This is a genomic window from Streptomyces sp. NBC_01463 (genome assembly GCA_036227345.1).
Lineage (GTDB): Bacteria > Actinomycetota > Actinomycetes > Streptomycetales > Streptomycetaceae > Streptomyces.
The window spans coordinates 8,846,663-8,864,362 of record CP109468.1; the positions used below are offsets into that span (position 1 = coordinate 8,846,663).

Here is a 17,700-nt window from a genome sequence, read left to right on the forward strand (position 1 = left end):
GTCGACGAGGTCGTCTGCCTGGGGCCTGATCGGCTCCTGCCCGATCCTGGTCCCGATCAGCCCTCGCCCGGGGTGGGAAGGCCCGTCGAGACCATCCCGCCACCGGGGACCACGAGGCGTTGGCCGTGCGCCAGAGATCCGCACCCCATGCAGTCACCGGCATCACGGGTGTGGGCTCCCGTGCCGCATGTCGCCCCCCCCCGCCGTCAGGAAGCGGCACGCTTCACGTGGTGGACCAGCCACGACAACAGGGCGTCCAGGTCCGCGGCGGCCGACAGCACCCGGTCGACCGCCTCGGGGGTGTGCAGCCACTCCTCGCAGCCGAGATCGCGGGCGGCGATCAGTGAGCGGTGGCGCAGCAGGTCCGCACGGGGATGATCCGTCGGCCAGCCGCGCGGGGGACGCTTCATCACGTCCCCGGAGATGTCGTAGCCCTTCTTCCGCAGCTCGTCGACGATGGCGGACAGCTCGCGACCGCTGCCCTCGGAGGCAACGGCCGTGCGGAACGTGTCCACCTGGCCGGGGTCGGGGTACCACCAGGCGCCCTGGATCCGCAGGCCGTCCAGAGAGAACCGGAGACCGATCTCGATCTTGCGGCCGAGCCGGATCACCGCACTCTGGTGCTGCCACCACCAGGAGTCGGTGCGGTAGTGCCAGACGGAGAAGTCCTCGTACGTGGGGACGGCGTCCGCGAGCTCGTTGAGCAGGGCGATCATCGGCTGCCGGACCAGGCGTTCGCGGTCCGCGCGGAGGCGCTCGCGGGTCGCCTGGGCCGGTTCGCCCTGGAGCTGCCACAACACGTCCATGGCCTGCTCCGGCCATCCGGTGAACTGGTCGCGCATGCGCGGAGGATAGCTCACCGGTGGGCCCGGCGGGCCATCACGCCCGGTGTCCTGTGACGGCGGGGCCCGGTCACACGTCGCCGAGGAACCCGGGGTCGGACGGCCCCATCTGCCGGGCGAAGTCCGCAGCGACTCCGACGACCTCACGCATCGGCACAGGTCGCCGACTCGTCGCCGCGAGATCGTCCCGCGCCTCCTTGCTCCAGAGGAACGGATACACGGAGATGCCCTCACCGAAGGCCAGGGCCGCAGTTTCCTCACGCCAGCCGGGCCATCGCAGGCCGTCGTAGAACGTCTCCAACCGGCCCGACAGCAACCAGGAAACCCATCCGGAGTGGCCCATTTCCATCGCTTCCCACTCAAGGGTGTCGGGAGCGAAGTAGGTCATCTGCCCGGGCCCTCCAGGCCGGCCCGCAGCCGCAGGATCACCACCGTTCAGCGCGAACACCCCACCCACGACGTCATGGCCGACGACCAGACCCGTCGCGGGGTGCCAGACCGGATCGAAGCCGGCGGGGAAGCGGTTGGTCGTCCCCAGGCTCGGGAGCCCTCCGCTGATGACCGAACCCCCACCGAACACCCGCATCCATCCGTTGTCGACGAGCAGCCCGCCGGTGTTCAACGCCAGAGCACCCAGCATCGAACGCGCCGTGACCTGCAACTGCAGAAGACATCGGCGGCCCTCGTCAACATCGACCGGCAGCGCCTGAACGGGCACGGAGCTTGCCGAAAGCATCTCCTCAAGCTCCCGCCACGCCGGATCATCCACATTGACCAACTCGTCGATCTCTCGCATCCCAGGATGGTCGCACCTCCCTCGGCGCCTCAGCACCTCATCACGGGCTCGGCCACGTGCCGGCCTGGAGCCGTTCGCGGAGGGTTCGTCAACCGGCGTGCGACGGGGTTCGCGTCCGGGTCATGTGGCATCGGGGTGCACGATCTGAAGGATCAGGAGCAGAGCCAGTACCCCGAAAGTTGCTCCCGCCGAGATGCCGAGAACGGTGGCTGCGCGGCTTCCGCGTCTGAGGGTTGCGCCGAGCCGTCCCGCGAACAGGCCGATGACGCTGTCCCAGGTGAGGCCCACCAGCAGGAAGATCACGCCGAGGGTGAGGAACTGCACGCCGGTCGGACCGTTCCCAGGTCGCACGAACTGCGGCAGAAACGCGGCGAAGAACACAATGATTTTGGGGTTGGTGAGGTTCGTGAGGACAGCCTGCCCCAGGATTCGCCGATCCGAGGGCGCGGGTTGCGCGACAAGGCCGGACTGCCTGGCAGTTCGCAGAGTGGTGATCGCGAGCCAGGTCAGATAGGCGGCTCCACCCAGGCGTATCACGGTCAGAGCAGCCGGTGTCGACTGCAGCAGGAAGGCCAGCCCGAGCGAAGCCGCCGTGACATGCACGACCATGCCGAGCGACATCCCCAGAGCGGAGAGCACGCCGGCGCGGGGACCCCGGTCCACGGCAACCGCGACGATGTACGCGTTGTCGGGCCCGGGAGGGACCGTGACCAGCAGCACTGCCGTGAGATATCCGGGGAGAACCGCGGGATCGATCACGTCAAACCACCCCTGTAACGCGTAGAATGTTTTCAATACGTTACGTCATGTCAATGAAGCGTGCAACGCATAGGTCCCACCCTTCGCGTTACGGTGGGGACATGGTGATGATGATCGAGGCGATGCCGCTGGAGACGTTGGCCGCACTGGTCAACGAGTGGGGTACCGCCCCGCGCGTCGCGGACGGCCGCGGAGGACAGGCGTATCCGAACTGCGCGGGTATGGCCGAGCGCCTTGCCGGTCTGATGCCGGTCAGCGCTGTGCTCACCGAACGGGAACTGGCGGAGACCGCGGATCGCCTGCATCCCGTGTTCGCCACTCCCGATCTCGCCGAGCGCGCCCGGCTGATCGCTGCGCTTCTGACGGACACCGCAGTCCGTCCGACCGTGCGGACCATGACCGACCGTCTGCAGCCCGGATGGTTCGTCGAGGCGAGCGGGAACGCGGTCCTCGCCTCCGCGGCCATCACCCTGCGCCAGTACCTCTCCGACCACAGTGCTGAGCGGCTCGGCCTGTGTACCGGACGCCGATGCGCCGACGTCTACATCGACGCATCGCCAGGGGGCCGGCGCCGCTTCTGCTCCGTCACCTGCCAGAACCGCGCGCGCGTCGCGGCCTTCCGCAGCCGGCAGACAGAAGAGACCTCCCGCACGACAGCCAGCCGGACAACGAGGGCTCCGCGAACCGATGGGAGCTGACCGGAGGCGGGGTTGGGGCGCTGAAGCAGCGTCCCCGGCCATGACTGGCCGGTATCCCATGCGGTGAGTGCGGTGAGCGCCCTGGGGCGACGGCGGGCCTCTCGGGGCACGAACGTTCCTTGGTCGAGCCTCAGGCATGGGACCAGGCCGCGTGCGTCGTGGAAGGCCGGCCCTTCGTCTGCCCATCCATGGTGAATGCCCGAACGGCGTTCCGGGCGGAGTACGAGAGTGCCCGAGGCGCGCAGGAGGCCGGGCTTTGTCTCGATGAGCAGGGCCGTGGCAGGGCCAGGGTTGTCGGCGTCGTTGCGGCACGGACAGGCCGCGGTGCCTGATCATCGGTCTCACGGCGACTTCCTCGATAACTTCCGAGAATCAGGGAAGCCGGAGCGATACGTGTAAATCATCCGCCGTACGTGAGGAGCTGTCATGACCACCTTTTTCATCACCGTGCCCGGAACCTTTGTCGCCGGCATCACGGACACGTCCCGCGCGACTCTGGAGGGCAAGCTGGCCGGTCAGCACACGGACCTGAGCGAGAGTGAAGGGCTCGACCTGCTCAGCGTCAACGATGACGGCACCTTCTCCATCCGCCTCGAAGTCGAGGCCGGGGACCGGTACCAGGCGGAGCTGGATGCCGTGGGGCTGGTATCCCGCGCCCTGCGGGAGACGGGGTTGGCGGAGGAGGACGCACCGTTGGGGACGCCTGCCGTCACCGGGATCGACAGCGACCTCTGACAGTGGGTCAACAGCCAGCCCCACGTGCACGTCCACCTCTTCGATCACGTCCCGGTCCACGCGCCCAGTGGGCTCGTGCGGCCGAAATTGTCGTGCTCGGACCAATCCTTTCCGTCGGCGGCGACGAATAGACGACATCAGCGACCGAACGCGGTTCCGATTGCGTACTGGAACCGCCGGAAGGGGATGCGTTTACGTGATACTCCGCCGTTCAACTCGTTGCACCGCTCTGCTGGTTGTGCCCGCCGCACTGACCCTCGGGATCTCCGTACCTGCCATGGCGCACGACGGCCATGTCGCGGGCGACACCACGAAGGCCGCAGACGGCGACACGTACCAGATCGACCTGGCGCAACTGAACGACTCCGGAGCGAGTGGCACGGCCTTGGTGAGCGTGGAGGGCGACAAGCTCACCGTCAAGATCGAGGCCGAGGGCCTGGTCCCGGGCATGCCGCACGCCCAGCACATCCACGGCTCGACCGACGGCCATGACTTCCGCTGCCCGGACAAGAGCGCGGACAAGAACGGCGACGGCATCATCACCACCGCCGAGGGCCTGCCGATGTACGGAGACATCAACATCTCCCTGACGACCAAGGGAGACACCTCCAAGGGCAGTGGCCTCGCCGTCGACCGGATGCCCGTGGCGGACAAGGACGGCAAACTGAGCTACTCCCGGACGATCACCGTCTCGCAGGCCGTCGCCGATCACATCAAGGATCTGCACGTCGTCCAGCACGGCATCGACCCGAACGGCAACGCCAAGTACGACTTCGGCAAGGGGAAGAGCGAGCTCGACCCGAAGCTTCCGCAGGAGGCCACGGCTCCGGCGAGCTGCGGCATGGTCAAGGGGGCTGCCGTCGGCTCCATGCCCGTGGGCGGTGTCGAGACCGGCAGTGGGTCCACCGAGGGCGTGGAGGCGCCCGGTCTGCTCGCAGCGGGTGGCGCGGCCGTCCTTGCCGCAGGTGGGCTGTTCGTACTGCGCCGCCGGACGCGCCCGGCATCGGTCCGGCACGACAGCTGAGTCTTCGCACCGATCGACGCCCCGTAACAGCCGGACGCAGGGACAGGTGAAGCAATGAAGGGCACACGCGACGACGGCGAGCACCGCACGATGTCCGGGCGGCGCAACGTCACGATCGCCGTCACCGCTGTCGCCCTCCTCCTGACCGGTGGGCTGTTGCTGGCTCTGGGAACCAGCCGGCAGCAGCCCACCCCGCCTCCTGCCACCGACAAGGGCCGGGCGGTCGCCACCGCACAACCCACCGCGCAGCCGGACCCGCCCGCGACATCATCGGCCGCGCCGGACACCGCGGCTCTGTCCGTATCCCGCCCCGTGAGCATCGCGATCCCCTCTCTCAAGGTGTCCTCGACACTGGAGATGCTCGACCTCGGCAGGAACCGGGCCATGGAGACCCCGCGGGACCCGGCCAAGGCCGGCTGGTACCGCCCTGGAGCCGCTCCCGGAGCGACCGGCCCCGCCGTGATCGCTGGGCATGTCACGTGGAACGGCACCCCTGGGGTGTTCTTCGCGCTCGGCCGGCTCGACCCCGGCGACCGGATCGACGTCAGGCGCGCGGACGGGCGAACCGCTGAGTTCACCGTCGACCGAACCGCCCGCTATCCCAAGGACCGGTTCCCCACCGTCGAGGTCTACCGCAATGTCGGCCGCGCCGAACTGCGCCTGATCACGTGCGGCGGCGACTACTCCAAGAAGGACAGCCGCTACACCGACAACGTCGTCGTCTACGCCACGCTCACCGGCAGCCACACTTAGACATCGTTTGGTGTCTGTGACGTGTGAACGGCCTTGGGCTGTTCAGCTCGTGGGGCCTGCGAGGCCACCGACACCGGGAAGCTTGCGAGTTCGGTGCGATGCTCGCCCACCACGCGTCTTGGGTGGCCGTGGGGCCGCCGTCAGGTGGAGATGTTGCCGAGGAAGTCGAGATGGAGCGCGGACCATTCCTCGGGGCGCTCGGCGAAAGGCAGGTGCCCCGTGGGGAGCTCGGCGTACTCGGCACCCGGGATCGTGTCTGCGAGTTGCCGGTGGTGGGAGGGCGTGACCAGTTGGTCGAACGTGGTGGAGATGATCAGGGTCGGCACCGTGACGGCAGCCAGGTCTTCGCGGACGTCAACCTGATCGATAAGCAGGTCCAGCTGTCCGAGTGTGCCGGGCGGGATCGTGGTCGCGGTGGTCTTCAAGGCAGTGTCGAGGTCGTCCTGACCGATGGCCTCCAAGGCAGGGGCGCTCAGCCCGATCAGGGACACGAACGCGGCCAGACGTTCGAGGTCGCCTGAGCGGAGCAGGTCGCGCCAGAGCCGGGCAGCCAGCAGGAACCGTGGATTGGGGAGGGCGAAGCCGGCTGTCAGGACGAGGCCGGTGACGCGGTCGGGGTGGCGGGTGGCGGCGCGGATGGCGACCGGGCTGCCGAGCGAATATCCGGCGATGGCGAAGGTGTCCACGTTCTCCTCGACGGCGGCGGCGACCAGGGCGTCGGCGAGGACGTCCAGATCGAGGGGGGCTTCGGCGCGGAGGGTGCGGCCGGTGCCGGGATAGTCGGGCCCCACGACAGTGTGGTGAGCCGCGAGACTCGCCAGGATGGGGCCGAAGTTGGCGTCGATGCCGCCGCCGGCACCGTGGGCGAGCAGCAGGCCCGGGCCGGTGCCGCGCACGATGCGGCCAAGGGAGGAAGAGGGCAGAGCAGTTGAGGACATGGGGGATGTCTCTCCTTCGAGTTCTCAGGGGGGTTACGGGGTGGAGCGGGTCAGCGGGGTGCGTGGCTGAGCGTGGCGGCGCCGGGCAGCAGTGGCGGCGAGGCCGACGGCGGCGAGTGTCACCAGCGCGCCGATCCACGGCAGGTCGTCGAGTGAGAAGCCGGCGGTGACGGCTTGGCCGCCGAGGGTGGAGCCGGCTGCGACCCCGAGGTTGAACGCGGAGGCGCTGACCGCCGTGGCCAAGGTGGGTGCTTTGGGGGCGGACGCCAGTGCGCGGTCTTGCAGCAACGGGATCACGGCGGCGGCGATGACACCGAGGACGAGTACGGTGGCAGCGGCCGCCCAGCGGCTCTGGCCGGTGAGCGTGAAGGCGGCCAGCACCGTGGCCAGTGCACCAAGCAGCGCGCACAACGCTGCCCACGGAGCGCGGTCGGCCAGGCGGCCGCCGAGGACGTTGCCGACTACGGAGCCCAGGCCGAAGAGCGCGAGCAGCATGGTGACCCCGGAGGCGGTGAACCCGCTCACTTGGCGCAGCAGCGGGGCAATGTAGGTGTAGGTGGTGAACAGGCCGGCCTGCGTGACCACGATGATCGCCAGCACGACGGCCACTTTGGGCTTGAACATCTCCCGGACCTCGCTGCCGGGACGGCCGGCTGTCTCCGGTGCCGCCGGACGGACCAGCACAGTGGTGGCCGTGAGGATGGCGGCGCCCAGGATGGCGATGCCGGCAAAGGTGGTACGCCAGCCATAGTGATCGCCGATCCAGGTACCCAGTGGAGCGCCAAGAACCGTGGCGAGGTTCCAGCCCGCTGTGATCACGGCGATGGCACGCCCGCGGTGCCCTGCCGGAACCGCGGTTACCGCGATCACCAACGCCGTCGCGAAGATGGTGCTGTGCGTCAGAGCGGTCAGCATCCTTGCCGCTGCCAAGACGCCGAACCCTGTGGCCAGCGCTGCGGCGGCGTTGCCTGCGACGAACACGCCCAGCAAGATCGGCAGTGTGCGGTGGCGGGCGATGCCCAGCATCCCCAGGGTCACCAGAGGCCCAGCGACGGTGACGACCAGGGCGTACACCGTCACCAGCGCTCCGACGGTCGGCAGTGGACGGTGCAGATCCGTTGAAAGCTCCGGCAGCAGCCCGACCATCACCCACTCCGCGGTCCCCACCACGAACACGCAGGCGGTCAGCAGAGCCAGTACCGCGCGCCGCCGCACCGGCGCGGGCGGGATGGCGGTCAGCGAGACCGCGCTGTTCGTCGTCATGCGATCGACGCTAAAGTCTCACACCAATGTGAGAGTCAACGCGGTGAGGTGCAGGTCACATGCGCATGGGAGAGATGGTCCGGCGAACCGGCGTCAGCGAACGCCTGCTTCGCTACTACGAGGAACAGGGACTGCTCCACCCGAACCGGCTCCCCAGCGGCTACCGCGTCTACAACGACGTCGACATCGACACGGTGCAGCGCATCCGCAGCCTGCTGGCCGCCGGCCTGTCCACGGCGGTCATCGCCAGGATCCTGCCTTGCGTCTGCACCGACGGGCCGACCCTCACCCCCGTGTGCTCCGACACCATCACCGAGCTACGGCGCGAGCGCGAACGCATCACTCACGCCATCAACGAGCTGCACGCTTCGCGAACCATGCTCGACACCGTCATCGCCGCAGCCCCGGCAACCTGAACCGCACCTGGAAACGATCCACATGGGCACGGGAAGCAATCACCGCAGCCCTTCATGTCAGTCCCGGACCCACACCTGGTCCTTCAGCGTCAACCCCCGAAAGACGTCCGAAGCCGACCACTTAGGCACCGGCAGTGACAGGTGGGCCCTCGCCATCCCCGGGCGCTCGGTCAGCAGGGCGGCGAGATCGACCAGTGCCGCACCCGAACGGGTGAAGTCGCGGCTGCATTCGCCCGCGTCCAATCCGCAAGCTCTGCGTCTTCGAATGACAGATGGAGCGGGCTTCTCGGCGAGAGGCCCGCGTCAACGCTCGGGACCGGGTTCGTGACCTGGCAGGATCCGGCCCCGGGCGTGCACCACCCCACGCGTGCACCGGACCTGTCGGCGGTACTCGGCCACCACAGGACCGCGCCCCGGAGCCGACGCCGTCGGCCCCTGTTCGCGGCCCGAGGAGCCGGAACTCCTTTGGCGACGACCGCCGTTCGGTGCGCAGGTCTCGTCCCGGCCGAAGTTCTCCTCTCGTCGGGCCGGAGCGGGATCAGCGGTCTGCCAGTGCCTGCAGCTGGCAGACCGCACCACCGTCCTGATGGCGTCGGCACAGAGCAATGCGTACGGGAGTGTGTGAACCCCGGGGCACGTGGGTCGAGATGAGCGCACCGACGACACGAAGGTCTTGGGGGAGAGACGGATCGCAGGCCCGCGTTCTGAGCGATCTCCACTCGGCGGGCCCGCGCCGGCATTCTGGGGGCGGCTGGGTGATCTGTCTGTCGGCCGGCGTGTCAGCTGGTGTGGCCGGTGGACATCAGCAGAGGCGGCACCATGTACGTTCTACCGGACGCGTTCTCAGGCAGCGGTACCCAGGTGAGACCTGTCATCCGGGGACAGTCACAGCCGAGCCCGTCGTCCATGCCGAGGACGGGCTCGCCCGGTGCCACGTCCATGCGGTAGCAAGCAGTCCATCCTGACGGGTACGGAACGTCGTACACGTATCGCACGGACATCGCGGCCAGGCCGGTCTCTTCGGCCACTTCGCGGATCACCGCGTCCTCCGGTGACTCGCCGGGCTCGATACCGCCTCCCGGAAGTGTCCAGTACTCCTGTCCGTCGTGGCGGCCCGATGGACCCATGCCTCGCTCACGCACCATCAAGACATGCCGGTCCCGAATGATCACCGCTGCCACCCGCCGCCTCCCTGTCACAGGACCGGTCATGCCGGATCCGCCGGCGCCCCTTCAGCGGTTCCAGCGGACGAACACCCACTCTCCGGCCTCGGATGCGACACCGAACAGCTGGGGAGCTGAGTCTGATCGGGTACGGCCTCCAGGGGGTCAGGCGGAAGCTCGAGATCCGTCAGATCGCGCGACGCGGGCACGATACTGCCCGGCATCCAGCCGAGAACCTCCTCGAAGCGGCGGGCCGCGATGGGAACCGGAGGTTGTCCGCGATCACTCTCGTGGAGCCTGATAGTTGCCTGACTCAACCCGGTGCGATGCGCAAGCTCCCTCACGGAGATGTTCTCGGCTTCCCGGAACTCGATGAGAGCCTTCGCCAGGCGTTCTGATTCTTCGCTCATGACCCAAGGATTCCGCATCGCTGACGTTCGGTCAGCGGCCGGGTTGATCCGTACCCAACTCGCCCTTCCCGCTGCTCCTTCAGGAGCCGAGAGAGCTCTCGGTCGCCGGCTCGGAGCTTGTCTTGCGGGGCAGGTTTCGGGAGCTCGGTGCAGCAGGTCAGGGCGGCGGCCATGGCCAGGCTTCGGCTCCGTCAGGCGTTGCCGCATCACGTGCGGGACCTTGAGACCACGAGCAGCCCATGGCAGGCTCATGTCGCATGATCGATGAGTTCGTGAAAGACAACCTGCACGGGAGACTGCGGCGGGACCGCAAGGCGCTGCTCTGGAAACTCGACGGCTTGTCCGAATACGACGCCCGCCGACCTTTGACAGCGACCGGGACCAACCTCCTCGGCCTGGTCAAACACGTGGCCACCGTCGAGGCCAGGTACTTCGGCGAGGTCTTCGACCGCCCTTCCCCGGAACCGCTTTCCCGATGGCAGGACTCCGACGGCAGCGATCAGTGGGCGACTGAGGACGAGACCCGCGATCAGATCATCGCGTTCTACCGGCGTACGTGGGAACACTCGGACGCGACGATCAACGAGCTTGCCCTCGATGCCCCCGGCCATGTGCCGTGGTGGCCGGAGCCCTATCTCAACACGAACCTGTTCGCCGTCATGGTCCATGTCCTCGGCGAGTCCATCAGGCATGCCGGTCATGCCGACATCCTGCGCGAGGGCGTCGACGGCCGGACCGGGTTGCGGCCCGAGAGCGAGCAGCCGATCGACGAGGAAGCCCGTGCGGCGTACTGCGCGAAGATCGAGCAGGCCGCCAGGTCGGCCGCACCCATCAAGGCGTAGAGGATTCTCATGTGACTTGATGTTCGTGCAGGCGATCTCGCGCCGTCTCCTGGTGCGAACCGCTCACAGCATTCGTAGCCACTGACTTCGCGTTCTCGACGGAGCGCAGCGCGTCTGCTCGGCTAGGGTGCGACCATGGCCACCGCCCGCGCCCGCGAACCCGTCCTGTTGGATCCCAAGGGCCCGGTGATCACAGCGATCGCGTGCACCGTGGGCGCGGTCCTGTTCCTGGGTGCGGGAGGGGCCTTCGTCTATGTCGGCGTCCACACTGTTGCCGACCTCGACGAGCCCGGCGATGGGTGGGTGTGGGCTGGCGCCGGCCTCGCCCTGGCCGCGGCGTTCGTCGCCTGCGTCGGGATGTCCACCATCCTTTCCGCCCGCGAGGAACGACGGGCGACGCTCCAGCTGGCCGCCCTCGGCGTCGACGCGACGGCCCTGGTTCTGGCAGTCGCCTCCGCCCCGCCGACCAACGACGACCACTACCAGGTCCGGCTCTTGATGCGTATCAGCGGCCCCGGTTTCGAACCCTTCGAGTGTGCGAACGAAGTCCTGAAGTACCGGTTCGGCAGCGCCACTCAGGGGACGGTGCTGCCCGCCCGGGTCAATCCGGCCACTCGCGCATTCACCATCGAGCGACCTCCTGCGCCTCCGGCCCCTGCAACCGGAAGCGCATAGCGAGGACGCGGTGCCCTGCCGGTAGCAGCAGCGGCGTACCAGGCCGATGTCATCGATGACGGCCGCCTTCGAACCGCGTCGCGGTGCTCACCGCACCCTGTGCGCAGGTGGGCCGATCTCGACGAGCGTCACCGTGACCAGCTCGCCTTCATCGACGAGCTGATCCGGGGAGCCGTTCGGCTTGTCAGCCAGATCTCCTAGAGATGAAGGAACCCCCGCAAACGTGGGGATGCCTCGCGGACGGCGCGGCCTGGTGCCGGCCCCGCGTCAGTACACCGTGTCCTGCTGGTCCGGTACGACGCTGCCGTCGCCACGCCGCACGGGGCCGAACGTGCCGTCTTGCTCGGTGTAGGCGGCGGACGAGCAGGGATAGGCCGTGGTCCTGCGGGGCAGCGGCTCGATGAACATCGGGTTCACGACCCAGCGGCCGTCGGCGTTGTCGTAGGCGCGGCACATCACCTCGTTCTTGTTGCGGTTGAGCACGAGGTGCGCGCCCGTGGCGTCGCCGACGAACGTCACGTCGGTGTCGGCGTCACCACCGCCGAGCGTGATCCGCCGGTGGGGGGCCTGCTGGTTCCAGGCGGCCCGGCCCTTGATCCCGTAGATCTCCTGATTGATCCAGCAACGCTTGCCGTCGATGTACGGGATGGCCTCGCCCTGGGTGACACCCACCCCGCCGCAGCCCTCGTTCCTGGTCGTGATGCGGCCCTTGGCGTCGAGCACGGAGCGGATGGCGACGGTGTGCGCGCGGTCGATTCCGATACCGCGCGACCAGACCTCGGTGACCGGCTCGGAACCCGCCGAGACGATCCAGACGTCGAATCCGGCCTTCTGCAGCGTACGGACGAGGTCACGTTGCTGTTCGTAGTACCGGACGTAGGCCGGAAGGACGTGGGTGCCGACGGTGCGGGTCGCACCGACAGGCGCGGCGAGGGCCTCCGTGCGGGCGGCCGCGGTGTACGCGCGCAGTTCGGGGACGGTGTGTCCGGCGAACAGTTGGGGCACCCAAGCGTACTGCGGGACGGTACGGCGGTGGTTCCACTTCCCCGCGAAGGCGGCCTCGCCGCTCATCGTGGTGCCGTCCTCACGGATCTGGAGGATCTCGTCGGCGCAGCGGGCGTTGGTGGAGGTGGGCAGGGGCGCTCCCACCGCGACGTCGGTGCCACAGGCCTGGGTGAGGGCCCTGTTCGCGGTGTCGGTCAGCCACTTGCTGGTGTCCTTCCAGCGGGCGGGCCGAAGGATCTTGTCGTGCCGCAGGGACCAGCTGATGGTGGCATCGGTGACGTCGTTCTTGGTGATGGTGTTGTCCCAGTCGAACGCCGCGACCGGGCGCGGCCCGCCCCTGCCGTGGCAGGTGCCGCGCTCGTCGATCACGCGCTGCAGCTGGGCCCGGTTGCCGCCGTACCAGGGGAGATCGTCGGAGAGTTGGGGGCAGCGGGCCGTCGGCGTCACGGACGAGCGACCGGCCGGGGCGGCGGCCACGGGGCCGGCTGCGGCCGCGACCGCGAGTACGGCCGTCACGGCTGAGGTCCACGCGAGAACAAGTCGGGTACGCATGCGAGTGGACCGTACATCAATGTTTCGGTGATGTAGAGGGGGCACGCTCCACTCCGTGGACGCGAGCTGAGGGGCAGTCACCCCCTGCTACTCGGGGTGTTCAGCGGTCGCCAGGCCGGCAGGCAGCCACCTCTGGCCGGCCTCGCGGCGGGCGGTGCGGAGGTGCTGATCACGAACCTGCCGGCGGTGCATTCGAACCAGGCCTCTCGTGCGTCTGACAACGAGGATCCGCCTGGCAGCCGACAACTGCTGTCACCCGCTGGCCTTCGACCACGGTCGAGCGGTGCATCAACAAGCAGGAACCGGCGTGCGAGCAGCGGGCCTGGCACCGGCGTGGCCTGGGCGGCGAGTTCCGGCGCCCGGGCTGAGGAGAAGCCGGTCCGGCCGGATCGGGATCTGATCCGGCCGTCCGGGACGGTTTCCTCGGTGTCGTCAGTCGCTGTAGACGCCGACCTCTTGGAGCGAGTAGCCCCACTTGGTTCCGCGCTCCAGGCCGTGGATGCGTACGTAGCGCGCCTGAGCCTGGGCGGGCCATGCTGTGTCCAGCCCGCCGTCACCGGAGGCCGTGGACCATGCGGTCTGCCAGTTCTTGCCGTCCTGCGACAGCTCGATGCGGTACGACTTCGCGTATGCCGCCTCCCAGTCGAGAGTCACGCGCTTGATCGGCTTCGCGGACCCGAGGTCGATCCGCAGCCACTGGTCGTCCGTCCACTCACTGGCCCAGCGGGTGCCATGGTCTCCGTCCACGGCCTGACCGGGGGCGAAGCTGACGACCGGATTCCACCACTCCGACGTGGACGCCGAGGCGGCCGAACCCGAGGCCAGATTTACTCCGGACCGGTGCTTCTCGGCGTTCCCCCAGGTGCGCAGATACGACTCGGCTCCCGTGAAGAGGTCGTCCACGACTTCCTGGCCGCCGACGATGCGGATGTCCTCGATCCAGTCCGGGACTGTGCCGTAGTGCGCCGCGCCGTCCGTGTTGAAGTCCCACGTGCGCTCGCCGGTGGTCTGCCTGTCGATCACCGAGCCGCCGTCCGTGCTGCGGAAGGGGTACTCCACCGGGTTGGGGACGCTCCCGCCCCGCGGGGCCGGCCAGCCGCCGACACCGTTCATGTCGGTGCCGTAGCCGTAGCCGACCTGGTACTTCTCGCGCAGCGCGTTCGTACGCTCGGCCTCCGCGCTGAACGCCGCGGAGCCGCTCATGTACTGGGCGGCGAACCCGCCGAGCTTGTAGAGCCGTTCGGTCCAGCCCAGGTCCATCCAGCTGTGCGAGGAGACGGCGCCCGGGTACGACTCGGACTCCAGGACATCGAAGGCCTGATCCGCGGCCTTGACGCTCATGTGGTCGAGTTCCAGCATCATGTGGCGCTTCATCATTCCGCGTACCGCGTATTCACCCAGGCTGGTCAGCCCGCGGGTGTTGCACTGCGCGCCCGAGGCGTACGTGGGGACGGCCACCCCGCTCGGCAGCAACTTCTGCGCCTCCGCCGCCACGGCGTTTCCGATGGGGTTGTCATGCTGAGGGCCTCGGCAGGTCTCCGTCTTCCAGAAGGTGCCCGTCGACAGGAACTGGCCCACGTTGATCGCCGTACCGAGTGCGCCGGAGTCGTACCGCACCCCGCACAGGGCGTTGTCGAACTTGTGGCACAGGAACATGCTGCTCACGCCCAGCTCGTGCAGTTCGTCCAGGCCGCGGTCGATGTCCTCCTTGCTGCACTGCGCGATGTCCAGGATCTGCTTGCAGCCGAACGGCTCGGATGTCTCGACCCCCAGGACGACGGCCAGCTTGCCCTGCTCGATGACCGCGCGGGCCTGCGCGCTGCTGGTGATGATCCGGAACCAGCCTTTGCCCGGGCCGCCGTACATCTTGTCGATGAAGGCCTGCATGTCGTACGACTTCTTCGCCTCGAGACGGATGGCGGTCATCTCGTCACAACCGCGGTCCTTGAAGAAGTAGACCGAGCAGATCACGCCGTTGGTGACGAGGTCGTTGACCAGCACCCGCTGGCCGCCGCGCCAGGCCCGCTCGATATTGGCGTAGTAGTTCTGCTGGTGGGTCAGCGAGTCGTGGGCGGGCCAGTCCCTGAAGGTGGGCCACCCGGTCGGGTCGTGCCTGCCGTCGCCACCCTTGGTGATGAAGTCGAAGACGGCGAGCGAGCCGTCGGGGTAGTGCTCGGGGCAGTCCTTGAGCGCATCGGCGACGCCCTGCTCCGAGAACGGCTTGCCGCAGATGAGCCGCCCGCCGAAGCCCTCGTTGGCCATGATGTGGTCGTGGGCGTCGACGAAGCCTCGTACGCGCCCCTGGGTGTCGGTGCCCTTGAAGGGCTCACCCGTGACGTTGATCTGTGCGTCGGGCTCGGGCCGCGAGGTCGGGTTCCACCAACCGGGGTCGGGCTCCGCCGCGGAGCTGGGCATCGGGCCGAGGACCAGGGACAACACGGCGAGGAGCAGCGACACCACCGTGAGGGATCTGAATCTGCGGCGCGGAGGTCGAGCCATGGCCATCACCCACTTTGATTGACATGTCCACTGAAGTTACTGACGAGTTATCAGAATCGCGACCACCGCCGGCACAGTCAACGGTCCGGACAGATAAACATGAGGATTTCTCAACTTTCCTGAACCCGCCTACGTGCTGGGCCGGTTGGAGTTGATCGAGTATCGAAGTCGAGTGGCGGGAGGGGTGCTGAGGTGCTGCTGACCCAGCACGTTCACGACGGCATTCGTGTCCGCGTGGAACTGATGGGTACTGCCGACGGGCGTGCCGGTCCCGGCGCCACCGCTCGATGCGCCGGCTGTGTTCCGGCACGCGATGGCGCACGCCGCTGATCTCGTCACGGGCCGATGCAAGCGCGCTCGCGGCTCGGCACACGTAAGGTCGGCGCGGCCGAGACACAGGAGATCTCGCGGTCGGCCACACCTTCGTGCGGGCGTACGGGGCCACGGAGTCCTTCGGGACCGGTTCGCCGATCGGCGACCGTGCATCACGGGATCCGATGCGCAACGGTGATGAGATCCTCGCGGGCCATGCTGGACAGCATCCGCACCGCCAAGCTCACGGTGGACATGGTGGCGTTGTCCATCGGGGCCGTCACGACTGGTTGACCGTGCTGGTGGAGTTTGGTCCGAGGGCTGCTGCCGAGCAGTGAGTGCGTGCCGCGCAGCCGGAGGAGATCCATCCGCTTCGGGGAGGACATCCCGTGGAGCGTGCGTGGGTGCCGAGCGGCGGGGTACCGGATGTAACTCCTGCCGCAATCTCAGTCAGCGCGCTTTTCGCGTGCGGTTGCTTGCGGCCCGAAACGACAGAAGGCCCGGGGACTGGATGACGTTGGCGCACGGCATATACGTGGCAGCAGGCATTGGTATCCTCCTGGCCGCAGTCCTCCCCCCGGTGGTGCACCGGCGTCCGTTCTCCCTTCCGATGGTGTTCCTGATCGCGGGCGCCGCGGCGGTCCTGCTGCCGCTGGGCGTGCCCGTCGTGGACCCCGTACGTGACCGGGTCTGGGTCGAGCATGCGACGGAGGTCTGCGTGATCGTGTCGCTGATGGGCGCGGGTCTGGCGATCGACAGGCCGTTCGGTTGGCGTGCGTGGGCAGGAGCCTGGCGTTTCGTGGGTGTTGCCCTTCCGCTCACCATCGCCGCCATGGGGGTCCTGGGCTGGTGGCTCATGGACTGGCCCCCGGCGGTGGCCCTGCTGCTCGCGGCGGCGCTGTCGCCCACCGATCCTGTGCTGGCCGCCGAAGTACGGGTCGGGGAGCCCACGAGCGGCGAGGACGAGGAGGACGAGGAGGAGGTGCGGTTCACGCTGACGTCCGAGGCCGGTCTCAACGACGGCCTGGCCCTGCCGTTCGTACTCGCCGCCATAGCGCTGGCGACCGCGGCCGGTGATGGCTGGTCCGCGGACTGGATCGGTCACTGGCTGCTGGTCGACGTACTGCTGCGAGCAGCCGTCGGGCTGATCGCGGGAGTGGCCGTCGGCCGTCTGCTCGGCTGGCTGTTCTTCCGCTCCCCACACGTGCGCCTCTCGCACCAGATGGAAGGATTCACGGCCCTCGGCGCCACCTTCACCGCCTACGGGGTCACCGAGTTGGTACACGGATACGGCTTCCTCGCGGTGTTCGTCGCGGCCTGCACCATCCGGACCGCCGAACGCAGCCACGGGTACCACCAAGTGCTGCACGGCTTCAGTGAACAGATCGAGCGACTGCTGACCGCCGTGCTGCTCTTTCTCCTCGGCGGCTACCTGGTTGCCGACGGACTGTCGGTCCTCGGTCCGCGCGAAGTTCTCCTGGGAATCGTCCTCATCATCGTGATCCGCCCGCTCGCCGGTGCTGCCGCCCAACTGGGGTTTCCGGTCGGGCGGCGCGAGCGAGCGGTCACGGCCCTGTTCGGCATCCGGGGGATCGGATCGCTCTTCTATCTCGCGTACGCGCTGGGAGAGGGGCCGTTCAGCAGGTACGCCGACGAGCTGTGGGCGGTTGCGGCGTTCACGGTCCTCGCCTCGGTGCTCCTGCACGGCGTGACCGCCACGCCTGTGATCAGGTACCTGGACCAACAGGGTTCCCGGAGTCCGCGGGCATAGCGCGGGTCTCGGCGAGCGAGTTCCGGGCCGAGGCATGGAGGCCGGGACCCGCTGCGTACCTCAGGTCACCGGGAGTCGCCTCGCCCTGCCTCTCGGCAGGGGTGTGTACGAGGCCGACCGGGTAATCGTGACCGTTCAGCACCTGCTGCGGGAACGCGCCGAGACTTGAGCCCTGGGTGAGGGCGCCGACCGCATTCCGGCCCGGGGGATGTCTTGCGGGTCAGGCCGCGTAGCCTCGACTGCGTGC

The 17,700-nt window shown here is 68.4% G+C and carries 17 protein-coding genes; 8 read left to right on the forward strand and 9 right to left on the reverse strand.

Annotated features, from left to right (window positions below):
* Positions 1-206: 206 nt before the first annotated feature.
* From OG521_38785 to OG521_38795, 3 genes are all read right to left on the reverse strand, one after another.
* Positions 207-842 (reverse strand): DUF2461 domain-containing protein, encoded by a 636-nt coding sequence (locus OG521_38785; GenBank protein WUW26397.1) that lies wholly within the window; start codon positions 840-842, stop codon positions 207-209.
* A 70-nt stretch (positions 843-912) separates the two neighbouring features.
* Positions 913-1,638 (reverse strand): DUF2625 domain-containing protein, encoded by a 726-nt coding sequence (locus tag OG521_38790; GenBank protein ID WUW26398.1) that lies wholly within the window; start codon positions 1,636-1,638, stop codon positions 913-915.
* 120 nt (positions 1,639-1,758) lie between these two features.
* Positions 1,759-2,397 (reverse strand): LysE family translocator, encoded by a 639-nt coding sequence (locus OG521_38795; GenBank protein WUW26399.1) that lies wholly within the window; start codon positions 2,395-2,397, stop codon positions 1,759-1,761.
* A 107-nt stretch (positions 2,398-2,504) separates the two neighbouring features.
* On the opposite strand from OG521_38795, the gene OG521_38800 reads away from it, so the two are divergent.
* The 4 genes from OG521_38800 to OG521_38815 all read left to right on the forward strand — a co-directional run bounded on the left by OG521_38800 (position 2,505) and on the right by OG521_38815 (position 5,607).
* A complete protein-coding gene (locus OG521_38800; protein WUW26400.1) occupies positions 2,505-3,095 on the forward strand; it encodes a CGNR zinc finger domain-containing protein in 591 nt (196 codons plus the stop codon).
* A gap of 426 nt (positions 3,096-3,521) precedes the next feature.
* Complete coding sequence (locus OG521_38805) at positions 3,522-3,830, forward strand: hypothetical protein (protein WUW26401.1); 309 nt, start codon at positions 3,522-3,524, stop codon at positions 3,828-3,830.
* Between the two features lie 196 nt (positions 3,831-4,026).
* Complete coding sequence (locus OG521_38810) at positions 4,027-4,854, forward strand: hypothetical protein (GenBank protein ID WUW26402.1); 828 nt, start codon at positions 4,027-4,029, stop codon at positions 4,852-4,854.
* A gap of 90 nt (positions 4,855-4,944) precedes the next feature.
* Positions 4,945-5,607, forward strand: coding sequence for a class F sortase (locus OG521_38815; GenBank protein ID WUW26940.1), 663 nt, complete (start codon positions 4,945-4,947; stop codon positions 5,605-5,607).
* Positions 5,608-5,747: 140 nt separating this feature from the next.
* On the opposite strand, the gene OG521_38820 is transcribed toward OG521_38815, so the two are convergent.
* Positions 5,748-6,545, reverse strand: coding sequence for an alpha/beta hydrolase (locus OG521_38820; GenBank protein ID WUW26403.1), 798 nt, complete (start codon positions 6,543-6,545; stop codon positions 5,748-5,750).
* 33 nt (positions 6,546-6,578) lie between these two features.
* Complete coding sequence (locus OG521_38825) at positions 6,579-7,808, reverse strand: MFS transporter (protein ID WUW26404.1); 1,230 nt, start codon at positions 7,806-7,808, stop codon at positions 6,579-6,581.
* 59 nt (positions 7,809-7,867) lie between these two features.
* Between OG521_38825 and OG521_38830 the strand changes: the two genes are divergently transcribed.
* Complete coding sequence (locus OG521_38830; protein ID WUW26405.1) at positions 7,868-8,224, forward strand: MerR family transcriptional regulator; 357 nt, start codon at positions 7,868-7,870, stop codon at positions 8,222-8,224.
* A 779-nt stretch (positions 8,225-9,003) separates the two neighbouring features.
* On the opposite strand, the gene OG521_38835 is transcribed toward OG521_38830, so the two are convergent.
* Positions 9,004-9,435: an NUDIX hydrolase gene (locus OG521_38835; GenBank protein ID WUW26406.1), complete on the reverse strand. Its 432-nt coding sequence runs from the start codon at positions 9,433-9,435 to the stop codon at positions 9,004-9,006.
* Positions 9,436-10,054: 619 nt separating this feature from the next.
* Here OG521_38835 and OG521_38840 point away from each other — a divergent pair.
* The gene (locus tag OG521_38840; protein WUW26407.1) at positions 10,055-10,639 is read left to right on the forward strand and encodes a DinB family protein; all 585 of its coding nucleotides are present in this window, start codon (positions 10,055-10,057) and stop codon (positions 10,637-10,639) included.
* A gap of 135 nt (positions 10,640-10,774) precedes the next feature.
* Positions 10,775-11,314 (forward strand): hypothetical protein, encoded by a 540-nt coding sequence (locus tag OG521_38845; GenBank protein WUW26408.1) that lies wholly within the window; start codon positions 10,775-10,777, stop codon positions 11,312-11,314.
* A 267-nt stretch (positions 11,315-11,581) separates the two neighbouring features.
* Here the strand turns inward: OG521_38845 and OG521_38850 are convergent, their stop codons facing one another.
* The 3 genes from OG521_38850 to OG521_38860 form a co-directional block, all read right to left on the reverse strand.
* The gene (locus tag OG521_38850) at positions 11,582-12,871 is read right to left on the reverse strand and encodes a haloacid dehalogenase-like hydrolase (GenBank protein ID WUW26409.1); all 1,290 of its coding nucleotides are present in this window, start codon (positions 12,869-12,871) and stop codon (positions 11,582-11,584) included.
* 432 nt (positions 12,872-13,303) lie between these two features.
* Positions 13,304-15,376 (reverse strand): discoidin domain-containing protein, encoded by a 2,073-nt coding sequence (locus OG521_38855; protein WUW26410.1) that lies wholly within the window; start codon positions 15,374-15,376, stop codon positions 13,304-13,306.
* 479 nt (positions 15,377-15,855) lie between these two features.
* Positions 15,856-16,068: a hypothetical protein gene (locus OG521_38860; protein ID WUW26411.1), complete on the reverse strand. Its 213-nt coding sequence runs from the start codon at positions 16,066-16,068 to the stop codon at positions 15,856-15,858.
* A gap of 125 nt (positions 16,069-16,193) precedes the next feature.
* On the opposite strand from OG521_38860, the gene OG521_38865 reads away from it, so the two are divergent.
* A complete protein-coding gene (locus OG521_38865; GenBank protein WUW26412.1) occupies positions 16,194-17,453 on the forward strand; it encodes a cation:proton antiporter in 1,260 nt (419 codons plus the stop codon).
* Positions 17,454-17,700: the final 247 nt, after the last annotated feature.